This is a genomic window from Pseudoalteromonas sp. PS5 (assembly GCF_004103255.1).
GTDB lineage: Bacteria > Pseudomonadota > Gammaproteobacteria > Enterobacterales > Alteromonadaceae > Pseudoalteromonas > Pseudoalteromonas peptidolytica.
The window spans coordinates 26,756-49,184 of sequence record NZ_RCSQ01000034.1 but is presented as its reverse complement, the minus strand read 5'-3'; the positions used below and the strand labels follow the sequence as shown (position 1 = coordinate 49,184).

At 44.2% G+C, this 22,429-nt stretch carries 23 protein-coding genes; 18 read left to right on the top strand and 5 right to left on the bottom strand.

Going from position 1 to position 22,429, the window contains the following annotated elements; genetic code table 11:
• Positions 1-78 precede the first annotated feature (78 nt).
• A complete protein-coding gene (gene plsB / locus D9603_RS04500; RefSeq protein ID WP_128730421.1) occupies positions 79-2,505 on the bottom strand; it encodes a glycerol-3-phosphate 1-O-acyltransferase PlsB in 2,427 nt (808 codons plus the stop codon).
• A gap of 458 nt (positions 2,506-2,963) precedes the next feature.
• Between plsB and rpsJ the strand changes: the two genes are divergently transcribed.
• The 12 genes from rpsJ to D9603_RS04440 all read left to right on the top strand — a co-directional run bounded on the left by rpsJ (position 2,964) and on the right by D9603_RS04440 (position 11,555).
• The gene (rpsJ, locus tag D9603_RS04495) at positions 2,964-3,275 is read left to right on the top strand and encodes a 30S ribosomal protein S10 (RefSeq protein ID WP_010376390.1); all 312 of its coding nucleotides are present in this window, start codon (positions 2,964-2,966) and stop codon (positions 3,273-3,275) included.
• Positions 3,276-3,302: 27 nt separating this feature from the next.
• The gene (gene rplC, locus D9603_RS04490; RefSeq protein WP_010376387.1) at positions 3,303-3,938 is read left to right on the top strand and encodes a 50S ribosomal protein L3; all 636 of its coding nucleotides are present in this window, start codon (positions 3,303-3,305) and stop codon (positions 3,936-3,938) included.
• Between the two features lie 17 nt (positions 3,939-3,955).
• Positions 3,956-4,558 (top strand): 50S ribosomal protein L4, encoded by a 603-nt coding sequence (rplD, locus tag D9603_RS04485; RefSeq protein ID WP_125251478.1) that lies wholly within the window; start codon positions 3,956-3,958, stop codon positions 4,556-4,558.
• Entirely contained in the window at positions 4,555-4,857 is a 303-nt protein-coding gene (gene rplW / locus D9603_RS04480; RefSeq protein ID WP_095728987.1) for a 50S ribosomal protein L23, read from the top strand. Before rplD ends, rplW begins: the two co-directional genes overlap by 4 nt.
• 17 nt (positions 4,858-4,874) lie before the next feature.
• Positions 4,875-5,699, top strand: coding sequence for a 50S ribosomal protein L2 (gene rplB, locus D9603_RS04475; RefSeq protein WP_010607737.1), 825 nt, complete (start codon positions 4,875-4,877; stop codon positions 5,697-5,699).
• Between the two features lie 16 nt (positions 5,700-5,715).
• On the top strand, positions 5,716-5,994 hold the full coding sequence (gene rpsS / locus D9603_RS04470) for a 30S ribosomal protein S19 (RefSeq protein ID WP_010376377.1): 279 nt from the start codon (positions 5,716-5,718) through the stop codon (positions 5,992-5,994).
• A 12-nt stretch (positions 5,995-6,006) separates the two neighbouring features.
• Positions 6,007-6,339 (top strand): 50S ribosomal protein L22, encoded by a 333-nt coding sequence (gene rplV / locus D9603_RS04465; RefSeq protein WP_010376375.1) that lies wholly within the window; start codon positions 6,007-6,009, stop codon positions 6,337-6,339.
• A 12-nt stretch (positions 6,340-6,351) separates the two neighbouring features.
• Complete coding sequence (gene rpsC / locus D9603_RS04460; RefSeq protein ID WP_010376374.1) at positions 6,352-7,053, top strand: 30S ribosomal protein S3; 702 nt, start codon at positions 6,352-6,354, stop codon at positions 7,051-7,053.
• A gap of 13 nt (positions 7,054-7,066) precedes the next feature.
• Positions 7,067-7,480: a 50S ribosomal protein L16 gene (gene rplP / locus D9603_RS04455; protein ID WP_095728988.1), complete on the top strand. Its 414-nt coding sequence runs from the start codon at positions 7,067-7,069 to the stop codon at positions 7,478-7,480.
• Positions 7,480-7,671, top strand: coding sequence for a 50S ribosomal protein L29 (rpmC, locus tag D9603_RS04450; protein WP_058031280.1), 192 nt, complete (start codon positions 7,480-7,482; stop codon positions 7,669-7,671). The genes rplP and rpmC overlap by 1 nt, the downstream gene beginning before the upstream one ends.
• Positions 7,671-7,928, top strand: coding sequence for a 30S ribosomal protein S17 (gene rpsQ, locus D9603_RS04445; protein WP_125251479.1), 258 nt, complete (start codon positions 7,671-7,673; stop codon positions 7,926-7,928). The genes rpmC and rpsQ overlap by 1 nt, the downstream gene beginning before the upstream one ends.
• Positions 7,929-8,096: 168 nt before the next feature.
• Positions 8,097-11,555: a PAS-domain containing protein gene (locus tag D9603_RS04440; protein WP_128730419.1), complete on the top strand. Its 3,459-nt coding sequence runs from the start codon at positions 8,097-8,099 to the stop codon at positions 11,553-11,555.
• Here the strand turns inward: D9603_RS04440 and D9603_RS04435 are convergent, their stop codons facing one another.
• Entirely contained in the window at positions 11,556-12,221 is a 666-nt protein-coding gene (locus tag D9603_RS04435) for a response regulator transcription factor (protein ID WP_128730417.1), read from the bottom strand. It abuts the gene before it with no gap.
• 97 nt (positions 12,222-12,318) lie between these two features.
• Entirely contained in the window at positions 12,319-14,601 is a 2,283-nt protein-coding gene (locus tag D9603_RS04430; protein ID WP_128730415.1) for a TonB-dependent receptor, read from the bottom strand.
• A 248-nt stretch (positions 14,602-14,849) separates the two neighbouring features.
• On the opposite strand from D9603_RS04430, the gene D9603_RS04425 reads away from it, so the two are divergent.
• From D9603_RS04425 to D9603_RS04415, 3 genes are read left to right on the top strand one after another with little or no spacing between them, the layout of a single operon-like run.
• Positions 14,850-16,154 (top strand): SLC13 family permease, encoded by a 1,305-nt coding sequence (locus tag D9603_RS04425; protein WP_128730414.1) that lies wholly within the window; start codon positions 14,850-14,852, stop codon positions 16,152-16,154.
• A gap of 15 nt (positions 16,155-16,169) precedes the next feature.
• Positions 16,170-17,348 (top strand): homoserine O-acetyltransferase, encoded by a 1,179-nt coding sequence (locus tag D9603_RS04420; protein ID WP_128730412.1) that lies wholly within the window; start codon positions 16,170-16,172, stop codon positions 17,346-17,348.
• A gap of 13 nt (positions 17,349-17,361) precedes the next feature.
• The gene (locus D9603_RS04415) at positions 17,362-18,117 is read left to right on the top strand and encodes a 3-hydroxybutyrate dehydrogenase (RefSeq protein WP_128730410.1); all 756 of its coding nucleotides are present in this window, start codon (positions 17,362-17,364) and stop codon (positions 18,115-18,117) included.
• A gap of 77 nt (positions 18,118-18,194) precedes the next feature.
• Here the strand turns inward: D9603_RS04415 and D9603_RS04410 are convergent, their stop codons facing one another.
• Together D9603_RS04410 and D9603_RS04405 are read right to left on the bottom strand one after the other, a co-directional pair.
• Complete coding sequence (locus D9603_RS04410) at positions 18,195-18,800, bottom strand: PLAT/LH2 domain-containing protein (protein ID WP_128730408.1); 606 nt, start codon at positions 18,798-18,800, stop codon at positions 18,195-18,197.
• Positions 18,801-19,190: 390 nt separating this feature from the next.
• Positions 19,191-19,838 (bottom strand): DUF2959 domain-containing protein, encoded by a 648-nt coding sequence (locus D9603_RS04405; RefSeq protein WP_125251486.1) that lies wholly within the window; start codon positions 19,836-19,838, stop codon positions 19,191-19,193.
• A gap of 154 nt (positions 19,839-19,992) precedes the next feature.
• On the opposite strand from D9603_RS04405, the gene D9603_RS04400 reads away from it, so the two are divergent.
• From D9603_RS04400 to dtd, 3 genes are all read left to right on the top strand, one after another.
• Positions 19,993-20,874, top strand: coding sequence for a virulence factor BrkB family protein (locus D9603_RS04400; RefSeq protein WP_128730424.1), 882 nt, complete (start codon positions 19,993-19,995; stop codon positions 20,872-20,874).
• 109 nt (positions 20,875-20,983) lie between these two features.
• Positions 20,984-21,928, top strand: a complete 945-nt coding sequence (locus D9603_RS04395; RefSeq protein ID WP_128730406.1) for an alpha/beta fold hydrolase — start codon at positions 20,984-20,986, stop codon at positions 21,926-21,928.
• Between the two features lie 16 nt (positions 21,929-21,944).
• The gene (dtd, locus tag D9603_RS04390; RefSeq protein ID WP_128730404.1) at positions 21,945-22,385 is read left to right on the top strand and encodes a D-aminoacyl-tRNA deacylase; all 441 of its coding nucleotides are present in this window, start codon (positions 21,945-21,947) and stop codon (positions 22,383-22,385) included.
• Positions 22,386-22,429: the final 44 nt, after the last annotated feature.

The following is a 22,429-nucleotide window of genomic DNA, read 5'->3' as shown; positions in this document are numbered from 1 at the left end:
CAACAATATTCAGAATCGACTAGCTCGCTTAATCAAGCAAGTTGGTATAAAAGGCCCTAAAACATGGGCCTTTTAGCATTATACGATATGTTGAATGGACTGATAAATCCTAGCAGGAAGGAGTGCTTTTAAATGTTGCTCCAATGTCAGTAAAGCCGTTGTGCCACGAATACCTGTACCTTCATCTTGCTCAATAAAGCCCTGCTCTTTCAAACTAGAAACAAAAGCGCTTAGTACTTTCTTGTCAAAAAACTCGGGGCTTTTGACTCCATGCAATGTCCCAAGTCGCTCGGCCAGTAGTGCGCTCTCGCTTTCGAGCTCACTGCGACTCAAACCCTGATGGTGTTTAACTAGGTTGATGGTGATTGCATAACGCTCTAGGGTCAAATGAATCACTTTACCTAGCATTTCAAGTTGAGCTAAGGCTGCCCCCTCTTTGTTAACAGAAGCTAAGTGTCCGTCAAATGAAATAAGCTTCTGGGCTGCAAAGAAGGTTAAAATTGATTCGATATAATCTTCTTGAAGATCGGTTAAAAACCACTCTTTAGCGAATAAAGGATATAGCAATTCTACTTCTTTTCTGCATTCATCAATGCTTAAGCTGTAGCGGTTGAAAAGCTGTTGCGCTATTAAACTGGGTACCGCAAATAAATGAAGAATATTATTTCGATAATAATTTAACAGCGCACGCTCATGTTCTTTAACACTGATGATGCTACCAAAGCTATCGTCAATGACATCGAACTTATCGAGCTTTAAAGCATGACTCAAGAGTGCTTCAGCACTACAAGCTGGGATTGTAGCATTGTTGTGATAGGGGGCTTGTCTGTGTAACTCTAGGTACAATTCGAGCTGCTGTAATAGCTGCGGCTTTGGTAATGCAAACTGTTCATTACTTAACAATATTGTGGCAAGAAGGTTGACAGAGTTAAGCGCTGCAGAGTTATTTATCTCGGTCATGATCACCTCAGAGAGATCAGCCACTTGTTTGTTTAGCCACACAGGCTTTTGCGCTTCTGTTGGGTGGATTGATGCACGCCAGTCAGGCTGCTGTTCGTTTAAAAATTGATTGACAGAAATTGGCTCGCCAAAATTTAAGTAGCCTCGTCCGTAATTTTTCAGATTCTTAATAGCCTTAAAAATGCCAAATATAGACTCATTTTTTTTGCTATTGCCGGCTAACTCTTTTAGGTACGTATTGATTTCCATCACATGTTCATAACCGAGGTAAACAGGTACTAGCGAAATAGGTCTATCGATACCTCGTAGCATAGACTGGACCGTCATAGCCAGCATGCCCGTTTTTGGTGGCAATAAGCGACCTGTGCGACTGCGCCCACCTTCGGTATAAAATTTGACAGAGTAGCCTTTAATGAAGAGCTGGCTGAGGTACTCTTTGAATACCGCAGAATACAGCTTATTTCCAGAAAAGGAGCGGCGAATAAAGAAAGCACCGCTGCGTCTAAAAATAGGGCCTGCAGGGAAGAAATTAAGATTAACACCTGCCGCAATATGTGGAGGCACTAAGCCTTGGTGATAAATGACATAGGTAAGTAGTAAGTAGTCCATATGGCTACGATGACAGGGGACATAAATGATTTCATGACCTTTATCAGCAAGTGCTTGGACTTTATCAGAGTTATTTACCTCAATGCCATTATAAAGTTTATTCCAAAGCCAAGTCAGAGCCCTATCTGCTACGCGCACCATGGCATCGGAATAATTCGCCGCGATTTCATCAAGTAAAGATAATGCTTGTAAGCGTGCCTCTTCTTGACTAAGGCCTTTTGCTTTGGCTTCGTCGGCAATGGCTTTTTTGATACTTTGTGATGCCAATATTGAACTGAATAGTTGCTCACGAGAAGGGAGCTTTGGTCCAGTTGCTGCGAGTTTTTGGCGTCTAAAGTGCACTCTGGCAACGCGTAAAAGCTTATGAGGAAGCTCTTCAACATCGGCTTTATCAGTAAGTAGTTGGTTAAGTTCAATAGGGCGTGAAAATCGAACAAAGTTGTCACGACCTGAAAATATCACTACAAAGCACTTTCGCAACCAGCTTGGGGTCAGTGAATTTGATAACAGTGTGCCCACACCTGGTTTTTCTTTGCCTGGGTTTCTACCCCAAAGAATAGTCACAGGGATAACTTGGACATTTTGGTTGATATCGGCTTTTAACGCTTCAAAAATTGCCTTGCTATGAGCAAGGGCATTACTTGGCTTGTGACTATTGCCAAATACGCTCGGTGGCGCTTGGATCCCAACAAACCGGTTGAGTTCTTTATTTCCTATTTTTTCTTTTTGGGAAGGTCTTGGCAAGCCAAGCTTCTTACACATTATATCCAACGCGACCATATCTGAAGTTGAATCTAACGTCGCCACATAAAAAGTAGGTATGCTTGGGTCAAGCTCATAGTCATTAATGGGATTTTCTGGCAATACTTTACTTTTGACGAAAAGCCAATTGCTACAACGAGCGATAGTGGTGAGCAAATAAGAAAAAACCTGCATGGAAATACCGAACAATTATCATTAATTATAGAATACCAAGATTTAACTGGACTGACCATTTCAACTGCTATTTTCAGCCATCTTGCTCTGTTTTTTGATGCTTTAAAAAGTAGCACAGTTATCTTAACCGACAATAATAGAAAGCTGTTTGTGCAGGTTGCTTTTACTCTAAAGTTGCTAAGGCTGCGCCTAAACGCCGGTTATTTTACGGTCATAAAATTACTTTATAATAGTTGTTGCATTTATCACCAATATCACTATAATATGCAGACTTTCTTGACCATAGTGTCTTTGAAAGTAAATGAAAGGTCTGGATTTCAGACCATATGAACAGGAACTCCAATTGTGAGTTCAATGGTAGAAATAAATTAACAACCGACTTCTCAGAGATTATTGAGCTAGTCTCGGTCGTTTTTTTTATGCTCTTTTTAAATGCTCTTTTTATTTGAGGTTTAAGAATGTCAAATCAACGCATTCGTATTCGCCTAAAAGCTTTTGACCACCGTTTGATTGACCAATCAACGGCGGAAATCGTGGAAACAGCGAAGCGCACTGGTGCACAGGTTCGTGGTCCAATCCCACTACCTACGCGCAAAGAACGTTTCACAGTATTGATCTCTCCGCACGTTAACAAAGACGCGCGTGATCAGTATGAAATCCGCACCCACAAACGTCTGATCGACATCGTAGAACCAACTGACAAGACTGTAGACGCGCTAATGCGCCTAGACCTTGCTGCTGGTGTTGATGTTCAAATCAGCCTGGGTTAATCGGAAGATTAGAGAGGTTTTAGGAAAATGGCATTAGGTCTAGTCGGTCGTAAAGTGGGTATGACACGTATCTTCACTGAAGATGGTGTATCTATCCCTGTGACAGTTATCGAAGCGACTCCTAACCGTGTTACGCAGATCAAATCTGACGCAACTGACGGTTATAACGCGCTTCAAGTTACTGCAGGCGAGAAAAAAGCAAGCCGTGTAAACAAACCAGCAGCGGGTCACTTCGCTAAAGCTGGCGTTGAAGCGGGTCGCGGCCTGTGGGAATTCCGTCTTAACGGCGGTGAAGGTGAATTTGAAGTAGGTTCAGAGCTAACTGTTGAACTTTTCACTGAAGTGAAAAAAGTAGACGTTACTGGTACTTCAAAAGGTAAAGGTTTCCAAGGTGGTGTTAAGCGCTGGAACTTCAGCATGCAAGACGCAACTCACGGTAACTCTCTATCTCACCGTGCTCCTGGTTCAATCGGTCAAAACCAGTCTCCTGGTAAAGTTTTCAAAGGTAAGAAAATGGCCGGTCAAATGGGTAATGTTCGTTCTACGACACAGAACCTTGAACTAGTACGTGTTGACGCAGAGCGTAACTTGCTTTTAGTTAAAGGTGCAGTACCTGGCGCTATCGGCGGTGACGTTATCGTTAAACCAGCTGTTAAAGCATAAGTCCTGGAGATTTAGTGATGGAATTAGCAATTAAAGGCGCTGGTGCGCTTGAAGTTTCCGAAGCTACTTTTGGACGTGAGTTTAACGAAGCATTAGTACACCAAGTAGTTGTTGCTTACGCAGCAGGTGCTCGTCAAGGTACTAAAGCTCAACTGACACGTTCTGAAGTACGCGGTGGTGGTAAGAAACCATTCCGCCAAAAAGGTACTGGCCGTGCTCGTGCTGGTACAATCCGCAGCCCAATCTGGCGCAGCGGTGGTGTGAGCTTTGCAGCTAAGCCGCAAGATCACAGCCAAAAAGTTAACCGTAAGATGTATCGCGGTGCGATCAAGAGCATTCTTTCTGAGCTTGTTCGTCAAGATCGTCTAGTAGTTGTTGAAGATTTTGGTCTAGAAGCACCAAAAACTAAAGAACTAGTAGCTAAGCTTAAAGAACTTGAGCTTAAAGACGTACTAATCGTGACTGAAGAAGTAGATGAGAATCTATTCCTTTCTGCACGTAACCTGTACAAGGTTGACACGCGTGACGTAGCTGGCATCGACCCAGTAAGCCTAATCGCTTTCGATAAGGTTCTGATTACTGCTGCTGCTGTTAAGCAACTTGAGGAGGCGCTAGCATGATCCGTGAAGAACGTCTTTTAAAAGTAATCCTTGCTCCACACATCTCTGAGAAGAGCACTGTATCTGCTGAAGAAAACAACACGATTGTTTTCAAAGTAGCAAAAGATGCAAACAAAGCAGAAATTAAAGCTGCTATTGAAAAGCTTTTCGAAGTAGAAGTAACTGGTGTTCGCACTCTAAATGTTAAGGGTAAGACAAAGCGTACTGGTATGCGTTTTGGCCGTCGTAGCGATTGGAAAAAAGCATACGTTACTCTTAAAGAAGGTAGCGAGCTAGACTTTGTCGGCGGCGCCGAGTAATAAGGGGAGTTAGAATTATGGCACTTCAAAAGTGTAAACCAACTTCTGCGGGTCGTCGTCACGTCGTTAAAGTGGTTAACCCTGATCTACACAAGGGTAAGCCTTACGCTCCGCTACTAGAGAAAAACTCTAAATCAGGCGGTCGTAACAACAACGGTCGTATCACGGTTCGTCACATCGGTGGTGGTCATAAGCAACACTACCGTGTAATCGACTTTACACGCACAAAAGATGGCATTCCTGCTAAAGTTGAGCGTCTAGAGTACGATCCAAACCGTAGCGCAAACATCGCTCTTGTATTATATGCAGACGGTGAGCGTCGTTACATTATTGCACCTAAGGGTCTTAAAGCAGGTGATGCAATCCAATCTGGTGTTGATGCACCAATCAAGGTTGGTAACACACTACCTATGCGTAATATCCCTGTAGGTTCTACAGTACACAACGTTGAACTTAAACCTGGCAAAGGTGCACAAATTGCACGTTCTGCTGGTGCTTACGTACAGATCCTTGCTCGTGAAGGTCAATACGTAACACTACGTCTTCGCTCTGGTGAAGTTCGTAAGGTTGAGTCTGATTGTCGTGCGACTCTTGGCGAAGTAGGTAACGCAGAGCACATGCTACGTTCACTAGGTAAAGCTGGTGCAAATCGTTGGCGTGGTATCCGTCCTACAGTTCGTGGTGTTGCCATGAACCCGATTGACCACCCACACGGTGGTGGTGAAGGTCGTACTTCTGGTGGTCGTCACCCTGTATCTCCATGGGGCGTACCTACTAAGGGTTACAAGACTCGTAAGAACAAGCGTACTGATAAGTTCATCGTACGTCGTCGTACTAAATAATAGTTGAGGAATTGCCATGCCACGTTCTCTCAAGAAAGGTCCATTTATTGACCTACACTTGCTGAAGAAGGTAGAGAAAGCGTTGGAAAGCGGTGACAAGAAGCCAATTAAAACTTGGAGCCGTCGTTCAATGATCATACCTAACATGATCGGATTGACCATCGCTGTCCATAATGGTCGTCAGCACGTTCCTGTGTTCATCACAGACGAAATGATCGGTCACAAACTAGGTGAATTTGCACCTACACGTACTTACCGCGGTCACGCTGCGGATAAGAAAGCTAAGAAACGTTAATCGGAGGGTATGATGGAAGCATTAGCTAAACACAAATTCGCCTCTGGTTCGGCGCAGAAAGCACGTCTAGTGGCAGATCAGATCCGTGGACTTCCGGTTGATCGCGCGCTAGAAATCCTGGCGTACAGCCCGAAGAAAGCGGCTGTATTAGTTAAGAAAGTACTTGAGTCTGCTATCGCGAACGCGGAGCACAACGAAGGTGCTGACATTGATGAGCTTAAAGTGGCTAAAGTATTTGTAGACGAAGGTCCTACAATGAAACGTATTATGCCACGTGCTAAAGGACGCGCAGACCGCATCCTTAAGCGTACAAGCCACATCACTGTTGTGGTATCGGATAGCTAGGAGATATAAGTAATGGGACAAAAAGTTCATCCTACTGGTATTCGCCTAGGTATCTCAAAGCCTTGGGTATCTACTTGGTACGCGAATACAAAAGATTTCTCTGAACAGCTTTTTGGCGATCACAAAGTACGTCAATACCTTACTAAGGAATTGAAAAGTGCTTCTGTAGCTAAGATCGTTATCGAGCGTCCAGCTAAATCAATCCGTGTAACAATTCACACAGCTCGTCCTGGTGTTGTTATCGGTAAAAAAGGTGAAGATGTTGAAAAGCTTCGCCAAGCTGTAACTAAGCTTGCTGGTGTACCTGCGCAAATCAACATCGCAGAAGTACGTAAGCCAGAGCTAGATGCACAATTAGTTGCTGACGGTATTTCTTCTCAGTTAGAGCGTCGTGTTATGTTCCGTCGTGCTATGAAGCGCGCAGTACAAAACGCAATGCGTCTAGGTGCGAAGGGTATCAAAGTTGAAGTAAGCGGCCGTCTAGGCGGTGCTGAAATCGCACGTTCTGAGTGGTACCGTGAAGGTCGTGTACCTCTACACACTCTACGTGCTGATATCGACTACGCAACTTCAGAAGCTTTGACCACTTACGGTATCATCGGTGTTAAGGTTTGGATCTTCAAAGGCGAAGTAATTGGTGGTCTTCCACTAGTTCAAGAGCAAGAGAAGCCAGCTAAACGTGCGCCGAAGAAAGCTAAAAAAAGTGCTAAGTAAGAGGTAGCGACTAATGTTACAGCCAAAACGTACAAAATTCCGTAAGGTACACAAAGGCCGCAACCGTGGTCTGGCTACCAGCGGTAACAAAGTTAGCTTCGGTTCTTTCGGCTTGAAAGCGACTGGCCGTGGCCGTATGACTGCTCGTCAAATCGAAGCAGCTCGTCGTGCTATGACACGTCACGTCAAGCGTCAAGGTAAAATCTGGATCCGTGTATTCCCAGATAAGCCAATTACAGAAAAGCCGCTTGAAGTTCGTATGGGTAAAGGTAAAGGTTCTGTTGAATACTGGGTTGCTGAAATTCAGCCTGGTAAAGTGCTTTACGAAATGGAAGGTGTTTCTGAAGAGCTTGCTCGTGAAGCATTTAACCTTGCTTCTCGTAAACTACCATTCAAGACAACTTTCGTAACTCGGACGGTAATGTAATGAAAGCTAGCGAATTAAAAGACAAAAGCGTAGAAGAGCTAAATGCTGAACTTCTTGAGCTACTTCGTGAGCAGTTTAACCTGCGCATGCAAGCGAGCACTGGTCAGCTAGCTCAAACTCACGAACTGAGAAAAGTACGTCGCAACATTGCGCGTGTTAAAACGGTTATTAACCAGAAGGCAGGTGCATAATGAGCGATAAGATCCGTACTCTTCAAGGTCGTGTAGTAAGCGATAAAATGGACAAATCAATTGTTGTTGCTATCGAGCGTCAGGTTAAGCACCCGATCTACGGTAAGTTCATCAAGCGTACAACTAAGTTGCACGCACACGATGAAAACAACACGGCACTAGCAGGTGACGTCGTGACTATTCGCGAATGTGCGCCAATCTCTAAGAAAAAATCTTGGATGCTAGTTGACGTTATTGAACGTCCTAAGAAAGCTTAATTTTAGTTTTGAACTAAATTAGACTTTTGATAAAGCCCCGGCATTAGCTGGGGCTCTTGCGTTTCTGGGACGTTTTTTATCGCCTTGATGGTCGGTAGCACTAAAGTGTGCTGTCTTTTTACGATACAGTCGTTATGCTAGAAAAAATAATAAAAAATCATCACAGTTATGTTTTCTATTGGACTTATCAGTCTTATTGCGCTGCTGTATTTAGCGCTTTTATTTACCATTGCATGGGGCGCGGATAGGGCAAGTACTAAATTTCGCTCTTATCATGCCAAGCAAGTTACCTATGCCTTGTCACTTGGGGTATATTGCACCTCTTGGGCGTTTTTTGGTACTACCGCGCAAGCTGCAAATAATGGTTGGTGGCTAGCGCCAACTTATGTTGGCACGATTTTACTGTTTATATTTGGTTGGCAAGTCTACACTCGTATTGCTGAAATCTGTCGGCAGCAGCAACTGACCTCTATGGCGGACTTTATTGCCACGCGTTACGGTAATTCCTCTAGTCTGTCAGGGTTAATTTCTCTGATCTCTGTCATTGCAGTCGTCCCCTATATTGCCCTTCAGCTTAATGCCACCAGCGCTAGTATCGGTATGCTAACAAGCGAAACCCAGCTGGTGAGTGCCGCATTTTGGCAAGATAGTACTTTTTACATTACGTTACTGTTGGCTCTATTTGCCATTTTGTTTGGCACACGTAGGCTGAGACCCAGTGAGCATAACCCTGGGTTGATGACCGCAATCGCCTTTGAGTCATTAATTAAGTTGTTGGCGTTTATGGCCGTTGGTGTCTACGTCTGTTTTGTGCTCTTTGAATCGCCAGCTCACTTATTTAACCAGGTGGAGCAGCAGGGAATTACCAAGCAAATAGAGGCAACTGCCAGCCCAACCTATGTTTATTTAGTCCATGTTCTCTTGGGTGCATTGGCAACGCTTTGTTTGCCACGACAATTCCATACCTCTTTTATTGAATATGACGAACAAAACCAATTTAAAACCGCACGCTGGCTATTTCCCGTTTATTTGCTGCTGATTAATTTATTTATTTTGCCAATCGCTTACACCGGATTGGTGTATTTTAATGGTCAAGATATTGGTTACGATACGTTTGTGCTCGCCTTACCGCTGGGATCTGATGCACCTTTGGTTGCTTTAACTGCCTTTCTGGGAGGGTTCTCTGCGGCGACAAGCATGGTAATAGTTTCAGCCATCGTGCTATCTATTATGATCACCAATGATTTTATCAATCAATTTTTGTTGCGCCGCTCGCACTTAAATTCACACCATCGTGGTTTATCTAAGTTTAATCTGCTCAATGCTAGACGGGTGGTCATTGTTGGCATTTTATTGTTGAGTTACGCCAGTCATCGTGTGCTTGCTGAGGGTAACACATTAGCCAATATGGGACTCATGTCATTTGCTTTGGTAGCACAGTTTTCGCCCGCGATGGTGATTGGTTTGTGGTGGCGAGGAGCTTCGTGCTTAGGCGCGCAATTAGGTATTGTGACAGGTTTTGCTATTTGGTTTTACACCCTGTTGTTACCGAGCTTGATCAGTGGCCTTAACTTCGAAAGTCACTGGTTGAGCGCGGGGCCTATGGGTATCACATGGTTAGCACCGTTAGACTTTTTGAGTCTGGGGTTAGACAGTACGAGTCAGTCTGTGCTGATCTCGTTAAGTGCAAATTTGTTGGTTTATTTTCTGGTGCCATTTATTTCATCAGCACGTCTTGCTGAGCGCTTACAAAGCAATAAATTTGTTATGCCATCCAAATCTGCACAGTCTGCAAACACGGTGTTGAGTTACCACGACTTGGCAGCATTACTGCAGCGCTTTAGCGAGCAGGCGCGAGCACAGCAGCTTGTAGAGCTTCATTTCCCTAAAGAGCCCGGAAACTGGAAACTGCCAGCACCTTTGCAAGTTGAAAGTATCATTGAGCGGGAGATGTCGACCCTCGTTGGTGGGGCATCTGCGAAACTGATTTTAGATGTCGCCAAAGATGAAAAGCGTCAGCCTTTAGAGCAAGTTGCAGAGTTTGTCGATGAAGCGTCACAGGTATTACGTTTTAATCGTGACTTGCTACAGTCGACCATAGAAAATGTCAGTCAGGGGATTAGTGTAGTAGATAGCCAACTGCAACTGGTCGCTTGGAACCAGCGCTATGCAGAAATGTTTAACTATCCAGACAATGCACTGTTTATTGGTCGCCCTGTGGCTGAGCTTATTCGTTACAATGCACAGCGCGGACTATTTGGTGATGCTGATGTCGAGCAGCAAGTACAGAAGCGTCTATCACATTTACGACGAGGCAATGCGTATCGTTACCGCCGCGAGCACCACGATGGTCGCGTGTTTGAAATACAAGGTAACCCGCTTCCGGGTGGCGGGTTTGTAACAACCTACACTGACATCACGGAGTTTGTGAAACAGCAGTCCCTACTAGAACAAGTTAATACAAACCTAGAAGAAACGGTCGCAGCAAGAACCAAAGAGTTGATAGACGCCAACCATGCTTTATCTACTGCGAAACGCCAAGCTGAGCAGGCAACGGAGAGTAAGACCCGTTTTTTCGCAGCAGCAAGCCATGACCTGTTACAGCCATTTAACGCAGCGAGTCTGTTTTGTTCATTGATGAGTGAAAAAGCCCACGGGACTGAACTAGCTGAGCTTTCGCAAAGCATCAAAAGTTCATTGGCAAGTGCTGAAGAGCTGTTGTCGAGCATTCTTGAACTCACAAAGTTAGAAGCCGGTGCGTTTAAGGTTAATAGTTCGCGCTTTGTATTATCGTCACTGTTGGAGCCATTAGAAAATGAATATGGGGCGATAGCGAAAGACAAAGGGTTAGCGTTTACTGTGCGGGTTTGTGATGCCATGCTCTACACCGATAAAGCACTCCTAAAAAGGGTGTTGGGAAACTTACTGAGTAACGCGATTCGTTACACTGAGTCTGGTACGATAAGGCTTATCGCTGAATGTCAGGGAGAGAGTGTTTCAATCATTGTTGAAGACACAGGCGTAGGCATTGCAAAGCAAGATCAGGACGCCATATTTCAAGAGTTCAAACAGCTGCATAGTAAAGAGCTAGCGCAGGGATTAGGACTTGGACTTGCGATCAGTAAACGGATATGTGAAGTGTTGGAAATACCCATCACCCTTGGCTCACAACTTAATAAAGGCACGCAATTTACCTTAACACTGCCAAGCTTTGGAATGCAGACGGGTCAAAAGAGCGAAGTAATTGCTGACAAACCCACTGGTGATGCGCAATTATCGGGTCTGTCTATTTGGCTACTCGATAATGATGCCAACGCACTTGATGCACTATCACAAGTATTGCGAAGTTGGGGGTGTAAGGTGGCCGTAGCGCGAGATGAAGCAGCGCTTAGTGCACTGCAAGCAACGAGTCGGGCTGATATGTTGATCGCGGATTATCAGCTTGATCATGGTGTCACCGGACTTGAGGTAATTACGGCGCTTGCGCTGGACAATATGCCAATCATTATCAGTACAGCTAACCACGACGAGGCTATTCGCGAGCAAGTAAGTGATGCCGGGATCCCATTACTTTATAAACCGCTTAAAATACCAGCCCTAAAGCGCATGATTAAACGACTAATTTAGTTAAGCACTCGCTTCATCGTCGAGGTGTACATCCGTAGCCAGCTGATTAAAGAGGATCCCAGCTTGGGTGCGGTTATACACATTGAGCTTTTTTAAAATTGCTGAAACATGCTGTTTGATGGTGGTCTCTTGAATCGACATTGCATATGCAATTTGCTTATTCAAAAGGCCGTCGGCAATCATCGTTAACACGCGATATTGCTGCGGTGTTAGTTTTTCTAAATTACGTGCAAATTGCGCTTGTTCGCTGTCACTTTCTGGCGCGATATCCACGATTTCAGGCAACCAAGTTTCTCCTTCAATAACGAGCTTGATAGCATCACTAATCACTTCTAGTGAGGAAGACTTGGGAATATAAGCGCTTGCCCCGAGGGCAACACATTGACTAATAATGGATGCTGATTCGTTGGCTGAAACCATGATCACTAGTATGTCTGGATACTGATTTCTTAACCGGGCAAGACCTTCGAGACCTTTCGCGCCAGGAATAGACAAGTCCAAAAATACTAGCTCTGTCTCAGGATGCGCGAGCAACATCTCGAATAAGCTGTCTAAGGTACTGGCTTCTTTAATGGGGTCATGACCAATCGCTTGTGCAGCAGCGTGTTTAAGTGCGCTGCGAAATAATGGGTGGTCATCAGCGATGATTGCTTGCACCTGAGACATCCTTAACTAACTCCTAGTATCCGTTGTTATAGGGTATTTCCAAAACTACATCAAGCGATTGAGATAGCGAGACTCTCTTGCAACCTCGCTTTCGGTGCTAAAAACGATAACCTACGGTAAGCGAAACGGTTCTTGGGTCGCCAAAGTAGCCTATCAAAGTATTATCACCACCAAGTCCTGGCGTGTATTTACTCACATTACTCGGATCGCTCGGATCTGGTGTCACGAACTGATAGCCTCCTATCATATATTCTTCATCGGTCAGGTTTTTCCCATGAAGACCAACACGCCAATTGCCATCTGTGCTATACCAATTAATACTCAGATTGACTAAACCATAGCTGTCCTGCGTCAGTAGGCTATCTTCCTCAAATAAGACATAATCACCACGATGGTAGTAGCTGGCATTGAATACCCAATCGCCAATATCGCTGTAGAGTTTATAGGTCGCCCCAAGGTTAAAAGTTAAATCAGGGGTGTTAGAAATACTAAAGCGGTCTGATTTGTCAAATGTCGCGCCCGTGTCTGGGTTAGTATCGAGTACCTCTTCAAAGTCGCTGTCTATATATCCTATCGCGGCGTCAAAACTCAGCGCCTCTGTAGCGACATAGCTCAGCTCTGCTTCAATACCATTTGCTGTAGACTTACCAATGTTGCCAAGTCGTTGGTTGAGATCGGCAGAAGTTGCACCAGGCAATACGGAAATATATTGGCGGTCTTTGTGATCTAATGTGAATAGCGTGATATTGGCTCTTAGATTGTCGTTCCACTCGCTTTTCATACCGATTTCGAATGAATCTACGATTTCAGGGTCTGCAGCAGGCTCCGGGGTGCTGGCTCTGGGGTTGAAGGTACCGGATTTAAATCCTTGAGCATAGCTGGCAAAGAACATGATATCGCGGTTGTATTGATATTCCACTCCCACTCTTGGCGTAAACCGTGACCAATCTTCTTCATCATCGAGCACTGACGGTACCAGTTCACCAGCAGGGCGTGTATAACCTGGGATCCAATTTGATTCGGGATACACGACATCAAAGACCAAACCATTGCTGACTTGTGCTTCTTTGCTGTCTTTAGTGTAACGAGCACCCAATGTGAGCGACCACTGCTCTGCTAAATCAATGGTGCCTTGAATATACGCGGCTTTACTATTTGAGTTATTACAACCACTCACTTCTCGCGTAAGACCGGGAGCGCCCAAGCTTTGTCCTAATACCTCCAAAATTGCTTGGAATTGGCCGCATGACTCACCATCGTAATAATATAGACCTGAGACAAATTTATAGCCGTTACCTGCATGGCTTAGCTGTATCTCATGGGTGGTTTGTTCATCATCATAAATGGCGGGTACATCAAAGATCCGCAATGGCGTATTATCAAAGTCAATATTGGTCGGGGAATAACTATCTCGGCTAGCGCCGATGTATTTTATTGTGGTGGCGTCAGAAAGATCCCAGCGAGCGGTCAAACTATATCCCTCAAGCTCGACTTTATTCCACGTTGGCATACTGGTGTAAGAATCAAATACGCTGTCAGGCACGGGAGCGTCAGTCAGTAAGCTAGGCAACAAGCGGTAACCCCCTTTAGAGTTGGAGTCATCGTCGGTTTTATCCCATGCTAAACGGAAGAACAAATCATCGCTTGGACGATATTCCAAGGTTAACCGCGCAGCTTGAATTTCTTTATTGTAGTTTTCCTTGTCTTGGCCGGGCAGCGTTGAAACCTTGAACTCACCAAAGCCATCTCGATTCAAAGTCGCAAAGCCATAACCTAGGTAGAGTGTATCTTCCACGAGCGGCAGTTGACCTGTGATCTTAAGATCGCGTTGATTATAACTACCAACAGTCCCTTCCACGTTAAAAGTCGCATCGCCAGACATTTCCTTAGTGACATATTTTATAGCGCCACCAATGGTGTTTTTGCCATATAGCGTTCCTTGTGGTCCACGTAGTACTTCAATCTGTTGTACATCAAGGAGGTCTAGTACAGCCCCTTGCGGCCTTGCTAAGTAAATGTCATCGACGTAAATACCGACACCAGGTTCATAACCCCATAATGGATCTTGTTGCCCAACACCACGAATAAAGGCTGTGAGGGTAGAGTTAGTGCCACGGCTGGCTTGAAGTGTGGTATTAGGTGAAAACTGCTGGACTTCAGAGAGTACCGAAATGCCATTTTCGAGTAGTTCGGTTTCACCGATAGAAGTCACTGCCACCGGAACGGTTTGAAGGTTTTCTACCGACTTGCGTGCCGTGACCTCGATGCGCTCTAACTTGCCTTGTGATTGTATTGCTTGTTCTGCTGCCGCTGGGCTGACTTGAGTTGCCAGTGTAATAGCCAACGCGATAGCTGAATATCTAGGTTGGTAAATGTTCATCCAGTGATCCCTTTATTATTGTCATTTGGGGCTTGTTGTCACACCAAAGCATAGGGGAGTTGTAAAGTTTTTCTATTAGTACCTTAGTACTAATACCTTGATACGCTAGGATTAACACGGGATGTAGGGCTTCTATAACCTTAGTACTATGGTTTTTATTGCGCCTGCACGCCACACTGGTATTCATCAACAGTATGCCCAACACATCAATTTATAACGGGCATTAATAACAATAAAAGGAAGCCCTTATGCTCAGTATGCTTGGACTGGCAGGAGGACTTGGCCTACTTATTTGGCTAACTCTTCGTGGTGTAAATTTGTTTATTGCAGCTCCACTATGCGCATTATTGGTCGCACTAACCAGTGGCGTTGCTTTATTTCCTTCAGATGTAGTGCAAAGTAGCTTTATTACACTGTATATGGACGGCTTTGCAGGTTTTTTGAGCGCTTGGTTTTTTATGTTCTTGCTTGGTTCTTTATTTGGTAAGTTTATGGAAGACAGCGGTGCCGCTGATAGTGTAGCGCGTTATATTGTTAATAAACTCGGTATGAAACATGCTGTGTTAGCGGTAGTGATTGCCTGTGCGGTATTAACGTATGGCGGTGTAAGTGTTTTTATTGTGGCTTTCTCTGTCTACCCCATGGCGCTCAGCTTATTTAAAGATGCCAATTTACCAAGGCGCTTTATTCCCGCAACTCTGGCTTTCGGCTCTGTCACCTTTACCATGACTTCAGCAGGCTCTCCTGAAATTCAAAACTGGATCCCAATAAAGTATTTAGGTACTTCGCCTTATGCGGCTTGGGAAGTCAGTTTAGTGGTTGCCATATTTATGGCTATTACTGGCTATTGGTGGTTGAAAAAGATGATAACCAAAGCGGTGGCAAATGGTGAGCACTTTGAAGCGAGAGATGACGACCCTGAAATTCATGACCGCCATTATCCCCACCCAGTCACAGGTGTATTACCTCTGATTGTGGTGTTGATTTTGTCTTTTGCCCTTCATGATGCGCTACAGCAAAGTGCGCTTATTGTAGCGTTGTTAGGTGGTGTACTCAGTATTATAGCGATCAACTTTAAGCATTTTCACAACATGGGGAATGCTATTAACTTAGGCACCACAGGAGCGCTAGTTGCTATCGGTAATACCAGTGCTGTAGTGGGGTTTGGTGCGGTCGCAAAAAACACTGAGGCATTTCAATTAGCGGTTGAAATGATGACACACATACCGGGTAATGAGCTGCTTGGCGCCGCTGTGGCGGTGAGTGTAATAGCCGGTTTAACCGGGTCGGCATCTGGTGGGCAAGCCATTGCGTTACCTCTAGTGGCACCGCACTACATCGATGCAGGTGTCAATCCAGAGCAATTACACCGTGTTGTCGCTATTAGCTCAGGCGCTTTGGATACCTTACCGCACAACGGTTATGTGGTTACAACCATTCGCGCTATCTGTAAAGAAACACATCAACGAGCCTATTGGTCTATGGCAGCGTTGACTGCGGTCGTGCCGCTAGTGGGGGTTGCCCTCGCATTAACCCTATTCATCTTATTTTAACGGAGAGATACAGCAATGAAGCGGATTTTCCTGTTACTTTTGTTCGTTGCCAGCCATATCGTCTATAGCAGTGAGACAAACAAATCTATGCTGGTTGAAAAGCGGGCATTTACACTCGCGCACTTTACTACAGAGTCTGGAGTCAGCATTCCTGACGTTAAGGTCGGCTGGGAAAGCTATGGCAAATTAAATGCCGACAAAAGCAATGCAATTTTGATCACGCATTTCTTTTCAGGCACATCTCACGCTGCGGGTAAGTATCGAGAGTCTGACGTATTGGCAGGTTACTGGGATGCCATTATCGGCCCTGGGAAAGCGATAGATACGAACAAGTACTTTGTGATAAGTTCAGATACTTTGGTCAACGCAAATTGGCATAATAAAGATGTGATCACAACGGGCCCTGCCTCCATTAACCCAAAGACAGGTAAACCTTATGGCTTGGATTTTCCTGTGGTGACCATAGGTGATTTTGTTGAAGTGCAGAAGCAACTATTGGATAGCTTAGGTATCGACAAACTACATGCGGTGATGGGCGCGTCTATGGGATCTTTCCAAGCGTTAGAATGGTCGGTGCGCTACCCCGAAAAAGTGTCACGTTTAATTCATGTGATTGGCGCGGCAAAGATGGATGCTTGGACCGTTGCGGCGTTAGAGAAATGGGCTTTACCCATCCGCCTTGATCCAAATTGGCAGGGCGGGGACTACTACGACGGGGAAAGGCCACTTGCTGGATTGACAGCCACGATGCTTAATATTACTCAAGACGCAATGCACCCCGCTATTTATAACGCCAGTTTTCCAGACTTTATTGTGCTTGATCCCAAAGCAAAACAAGATATTCGTCAGCTTCCTAGGCTCAGCCAAACGCTAGCCACGCGTGCACGAGCGAGGGCCGAAACGCAAGATGCGAATTCTATCTTGTATTTAGTCCGCGCCTCGCAATTATATACCGCAGGCATGCAAGGTAATTTTGATAGCGCTATCGATAAAATCACAGCAAAGGTGTTATTGATGCCTGCAAGCAATGACTTGTTATTAAGACCTGAGCCTATTCGTAAGTTAGCACAGACCCTTAAAGCCAAGAATAAAGACGTGCAAATTACAGAAATAGAAGGCGTTTGGGGGCATTTAGACGGTATTTTTTCAATTCAATCGCAGGCTGACACCATTGCTCAGTTCTTAGCAAAATAATCAAGGAGTGACGATGAAGACAGCGTTGATCACAGGGGCTGCAAGTGGCATTGGTCGCTATATCGCGATGGCCTTGAGCAAACAAGATTACAGCTTATTGCTTGTAGATTTGAATTTAGCGCAAGCACAGACGGTGGCTGAGTCTATCGTCAGTGAAGGCGGAAACGCACAAGCGTTTGCGCTCAATATTGCCAATAAGCAAGACATCGCTGACTTTATCCGTCAGCACGATAACATAGATGTGCTTATCAATAATGCAGGTGTGCAACACGTTGAAGCACTGGAGCATTTTCCAGAAGATAAATGGCAACTACTGCAAGACGTGATGCTAACAGGGCCTGCCATGCTGTGTAAGGCGGTATTGCCACATATGCGCAAAGGCGGCTTTGGTCGTATTGTTAATATCGGTTCTATCCACGCTCTAGTCGCTTCTAAATATAAGTCAGCTTACGTTGCTGCAAAACATGGATTGATCGGGTTTGGTAAAGTATTGGCACTGGAAACCGCAGACAGCGATATCACCGTGAATACCATTTGCCCCGCTTATGTAAAAACTCCCTTGGTGGAGCAGCAAATTACGGCGCAAGCAAACCAGCATGGGATCAGCGAAGATGAAGTGATAAACAATATTATGCTAGCGCCAATGCCGAAAAAGGCTTTTATTGGGTTGGATGAAATTGCCCATGCAGTCAATTTTTTACTCGCAAATGAATCTCGCAACATTACAGGGCAAACCATTGTGCTAGACGGCGGCTGGACAGTGCAGTAGCAGGGCTACCGCTGCAGTCATGTGCAGCGGTAGAAATACCGCAAAAACCACTCAAACAGAGTGGCCTAAACAGTGAATTAACGCAATCTTCTTGTTGAAGTTAAGCCAACAGACTTTGAAATCCAACGATTAAATTGGGCTGTAGCTATTTCTCCAGTACATGTGTCCTCAATAGAAATGCGTTCTACAAACCAGCCAGCCTTATCACCTGCGTTATTACTATTGATCGTGAGTGATGAATTGCGCAGTTGACCACCGTTGGGCATGAAAATATAGAAATCGTCTACAGAGCCTTTTTCGAAGTCATCTCTGCCCGTATCATCTAAATATTTCCATGCTGATGGAGAGTTCGCTGCCCAGTTGATTTTCATTTTAATATCAGCATCAGTACCTGCTGACTTGATAGTTGAGGTATACACAGTAACAATATACTCAGTATTTTGTCCTTGACAGAATGATGAGCGTTCTAATATTTTCTCGGCTTCTCCATTTCCAAATTCAAAAATATATTCTTGAATATAAGATTCTTCATCTTGGTAGCCAGAGAGTGCCATCTTGCTTTCGAAGTTAGATATCTGTTTTGAAATTTTCGGTGTTGGTAAGTGCTCAGTCTGTTCTTTGGCAAATGAAATGGGTGAGATTAATATCCCTGCGGCTAGTAGCGATTTCAACATATATTTCATCTTAAAATTTCCTTTTTGATTTTCAAATTGTGCTGTTGCCTAGCTTGTGAAGTGACAACGCGAAGAGAGTATCAGTAGGTGTTTTTTGTTTCAATATTGTTTCATGGTTGTTTGTTTTATGTGTTTTTTATTGTTTTGCGCTATGCACCAAAGCTCTAATTGGAGGCTAGAAATACGAGGTGGTTCCTGAAAAAGTAGAGAAGACGCCTCACATATTGTTTATTGATGTTGAATAATAATTATTTGTAATTTTTTGTAGGGCTGTGGCTTAAAAATCCTGAGAGTGGGTAGAAGGTTGTGGTCCCACTTTCAGGCTCTTGGCTTTAGTGGTATCAAATTACAGTCAACTGTATTTCAATAATAGTTCAGAGAGCCAAGCACTTTGCAGTATCAAGTTCTACGTGCATTCATCTCAGCAATAAACTTGTTAGAATCTTCAATTGAGCGATTCATATCTGCAATTAAGGCGCTTATATCACGCTTTAGTCCTGTAAACTCACCTTTAATAGCACTTACCGCTTGTGCATTTAGGTTATGTTTAAGATACAGCACATTATCTTGTAGTGAGTCGAGTACGGGCTGCATTTTTGCTTCACTACTGCGCATAGAGCGAAGTAAGCGTTCAAATTGGCGTTGTGTTTGACTTAATTGCTTAGCACTCTCGCGTTTTAGGTTTGCACTCGAATATTGCTCAAGTTCATCTTGCCACTCGTCAAATAGTGCGTTTGCCACATCTTCGACTTTGTCTATATTCGCACTTACAGCACTGGCAGCAGCAAGACTTGCTTGATAGTCATCATTGAGTAAATTATAGGCTTCTTGTAATTCCTTACCATCAAAATTAATTAGAGTCGTTAACCTATCTAATGCTGATTGGAACTCCTTTTGCGATTCTTGTTGAGAATCTTTGGTTTCTTCTACTCGATCAACGAGTATCTCTCGCTTGTGTACACCAAATTTTTCCATGGTGGCGTAATAAGCGCTTTGGCATCCAGTTACTAACAAAAGTAACGCTACACTCAAGGTCAGTTTCTTCATTCGTACTCCCAGACTATCAAGGGTGATTAATCAGTAAGTGGTCAACGACCGTCATTTTATTACGATTTACCGCTATAAATTATGGGGGGGATTGTTATGATGTGTAAAGTGATCCATGAATATTAACTTGATTATGAAGCAAACAATCACCGAAATGAAAGCTGTTGCCTTACGGTTTTCTCGTGCTCAACCACGCTGGTGGCAGCGCTATGCTAAGCGTTGTGTGGAAGATCAAATAACGGTCAACGCTGGGTATTTAGCATATGTGACGCTACTTTCATTGGTGCCACTTGTTGCCGTTGGCGTTGCAATATTTTCTGCTTTTCCCGGGTTCGAAGAGACCAGAGTAGCAATTGAACACTTTATTTTTAATAACTTTGTGCCTACCTCGACTGATACTATCAAAGAGCATATTAGCGCGTTTACAGGTAATGCAAATCAGATGACAGCCATAGGTGTAAGCTTTCTTGCGGTTATTGCTTTGTTACTTATCCGCAATGTAGATACAACGCTCAATCGAATATGGCGGATTGAAAAAAAACGCCCCCTGATGATTTCATTTGCTATTTACTGGATGGTATTAACACTTGGCCCCGTGCTACTGGGGGCAAGTATTGGGATGACGTCCTATATTGTTTCTTTGGTCTCGTTTGCAGATCAAGGGATCCCGGGTTTTAGTGGTGCAATTATTAAAATGTTGCCCTACTTAATTTCCATGATTGGCTTCATCATGCTCTATACTTTAGTACCAAACACAAGTGTGTCATTTAAAGCGGCGGTACCGGGAGCGTTATTTGCTGCGCTGTTATTTGAGCTTACCAAAAAAGGTTTTGCACTTTATATCAGCCACTTTCCGTCTTACGAAGTAATCTACGGGGCGCTCGCGACAGTACCTATTTTATTTGTATGGGTTTATTTGTCATGGATAGTCGTGCTCTTGGGCGCTGAGTTTACTGTTTGTTTAACTCAAAATATGGAAGCGGCAGGAGTGGATACTCGCTCCGAGTTTGACCCACCAGATGCGCAAGGGTTGTAGTACCGTAAAATATAAGTGACACAATAAGGGTAATGGCTAAGTTTCTTGCTTCAACAAAGCCACTTAGTTATCCATAGATCAGGCTTACTGGTGCGAAGTAAGGGGGATCATGAGCTTATTGTATCAGCATAGCAACGCTTTGCGTCGCTTCCACTTAGCTGTTGGTCATGGTCATCAACTCGACATTGAAGAGTATGGTGACCCTGCAGGCATTCCTATCATCGTACTCCATGGGGGACCAGGGCAAGGTCATTCCACAGCGGTTCTGGGTTACTTTAACCCCAAAAAGTACCGCGTTATTTTGTTCAGTCAGCGGGGGTGTGGCAACTCAACGCCAAGTGATATTCGCCACATTAATACTGTCGCCTTATTGAATGATATAACTGCAATAAAAATACACTTAGGGTTGTCAAAGGTGATACTTGCAGGAGAGTCTTTTGGTGCAATGTTGGCACTACTTTACGCTCAGCAGTATCAGGATCAGATTGCTGGAATGGTATTGTGGTCAAGTTTTTTGGGAACAGAGGAAGACTTACATTGGTTGTATGGTAGACACGGCGCACCTGCTCAAATGTATCCTGAACAATATCATAAATTTGCACAAAACCTAGAGACGTTAACGTCTATCCTGAATTGTTATCATCAAGCACTTTTTGGCGAGGATGAGCTGCGTAAAAGAACCATGGCAACACGTTGGTGCGAATGGGATAACTTAATTGCTATGGATGGCGACATTGAAAAAATCAGACTATGTAAAGGGGACAAACAGCTCATCAAGGCGCAGCAAATGGTGCACTTTTTTAGTCGCAACTGCTTTATGCTGCCCCAGCAAATACTCTCTCATGGGGAAAGTATCCGTCATTTACCCATCTGGTTTATTCATGGCCGTCATGATTTAATGTGCCGATATGCGCCTGTTTATCAGCTGGCGCAGAAAGTTAACGCACAGTTGTTTATTGTCGACGGTGTAGCGCATTGTGGTGCAACCTCTGCGTATGCAGAAGCTATCCGACGTGCAGCGGATCTATTACTGTGCAAAATCCAGCATCATTAAAAAATAGAGGTAGAGTGTGCAAGGACTAATTCAACGAGTTACAGAAGCAAAAGTCGAAGTTGAGGGGGAAGTCGTAGGGCAGATAGGTCAAGGCATAGTGTTACTGTTAGGAGTTGAAAAAGCAGACACGGAACAAACGGCAGATAAGCTACTCCATAAGGTAATCAACTATCGTATTTTTACAGACAGTAATGACAAAATGAATTTGAGTCTAAAAGATATTGAAGGCGAGTTATTGATTGTATCGCAATTTACTTTGGCAGCCGATACCAAAAAAGGTATGAGGCCGAGCTTTTCGAGTGCCGGGACGCCTGAACAAGCAAATACCTTGTATCAATACTTTGTGGCGCAGGCTAAAGTAGCTGGGCTTAAAGTTGCCACAGGACAATTTGCGGCAGATATGAAAGTTAGCTTGGTAAACGATGGCCCCGTCACATTTAATTTCGCGATTACGTAAACAAATTGCTTTTGATTGAGCGCTTTTTACAATTGAGCGCAGGT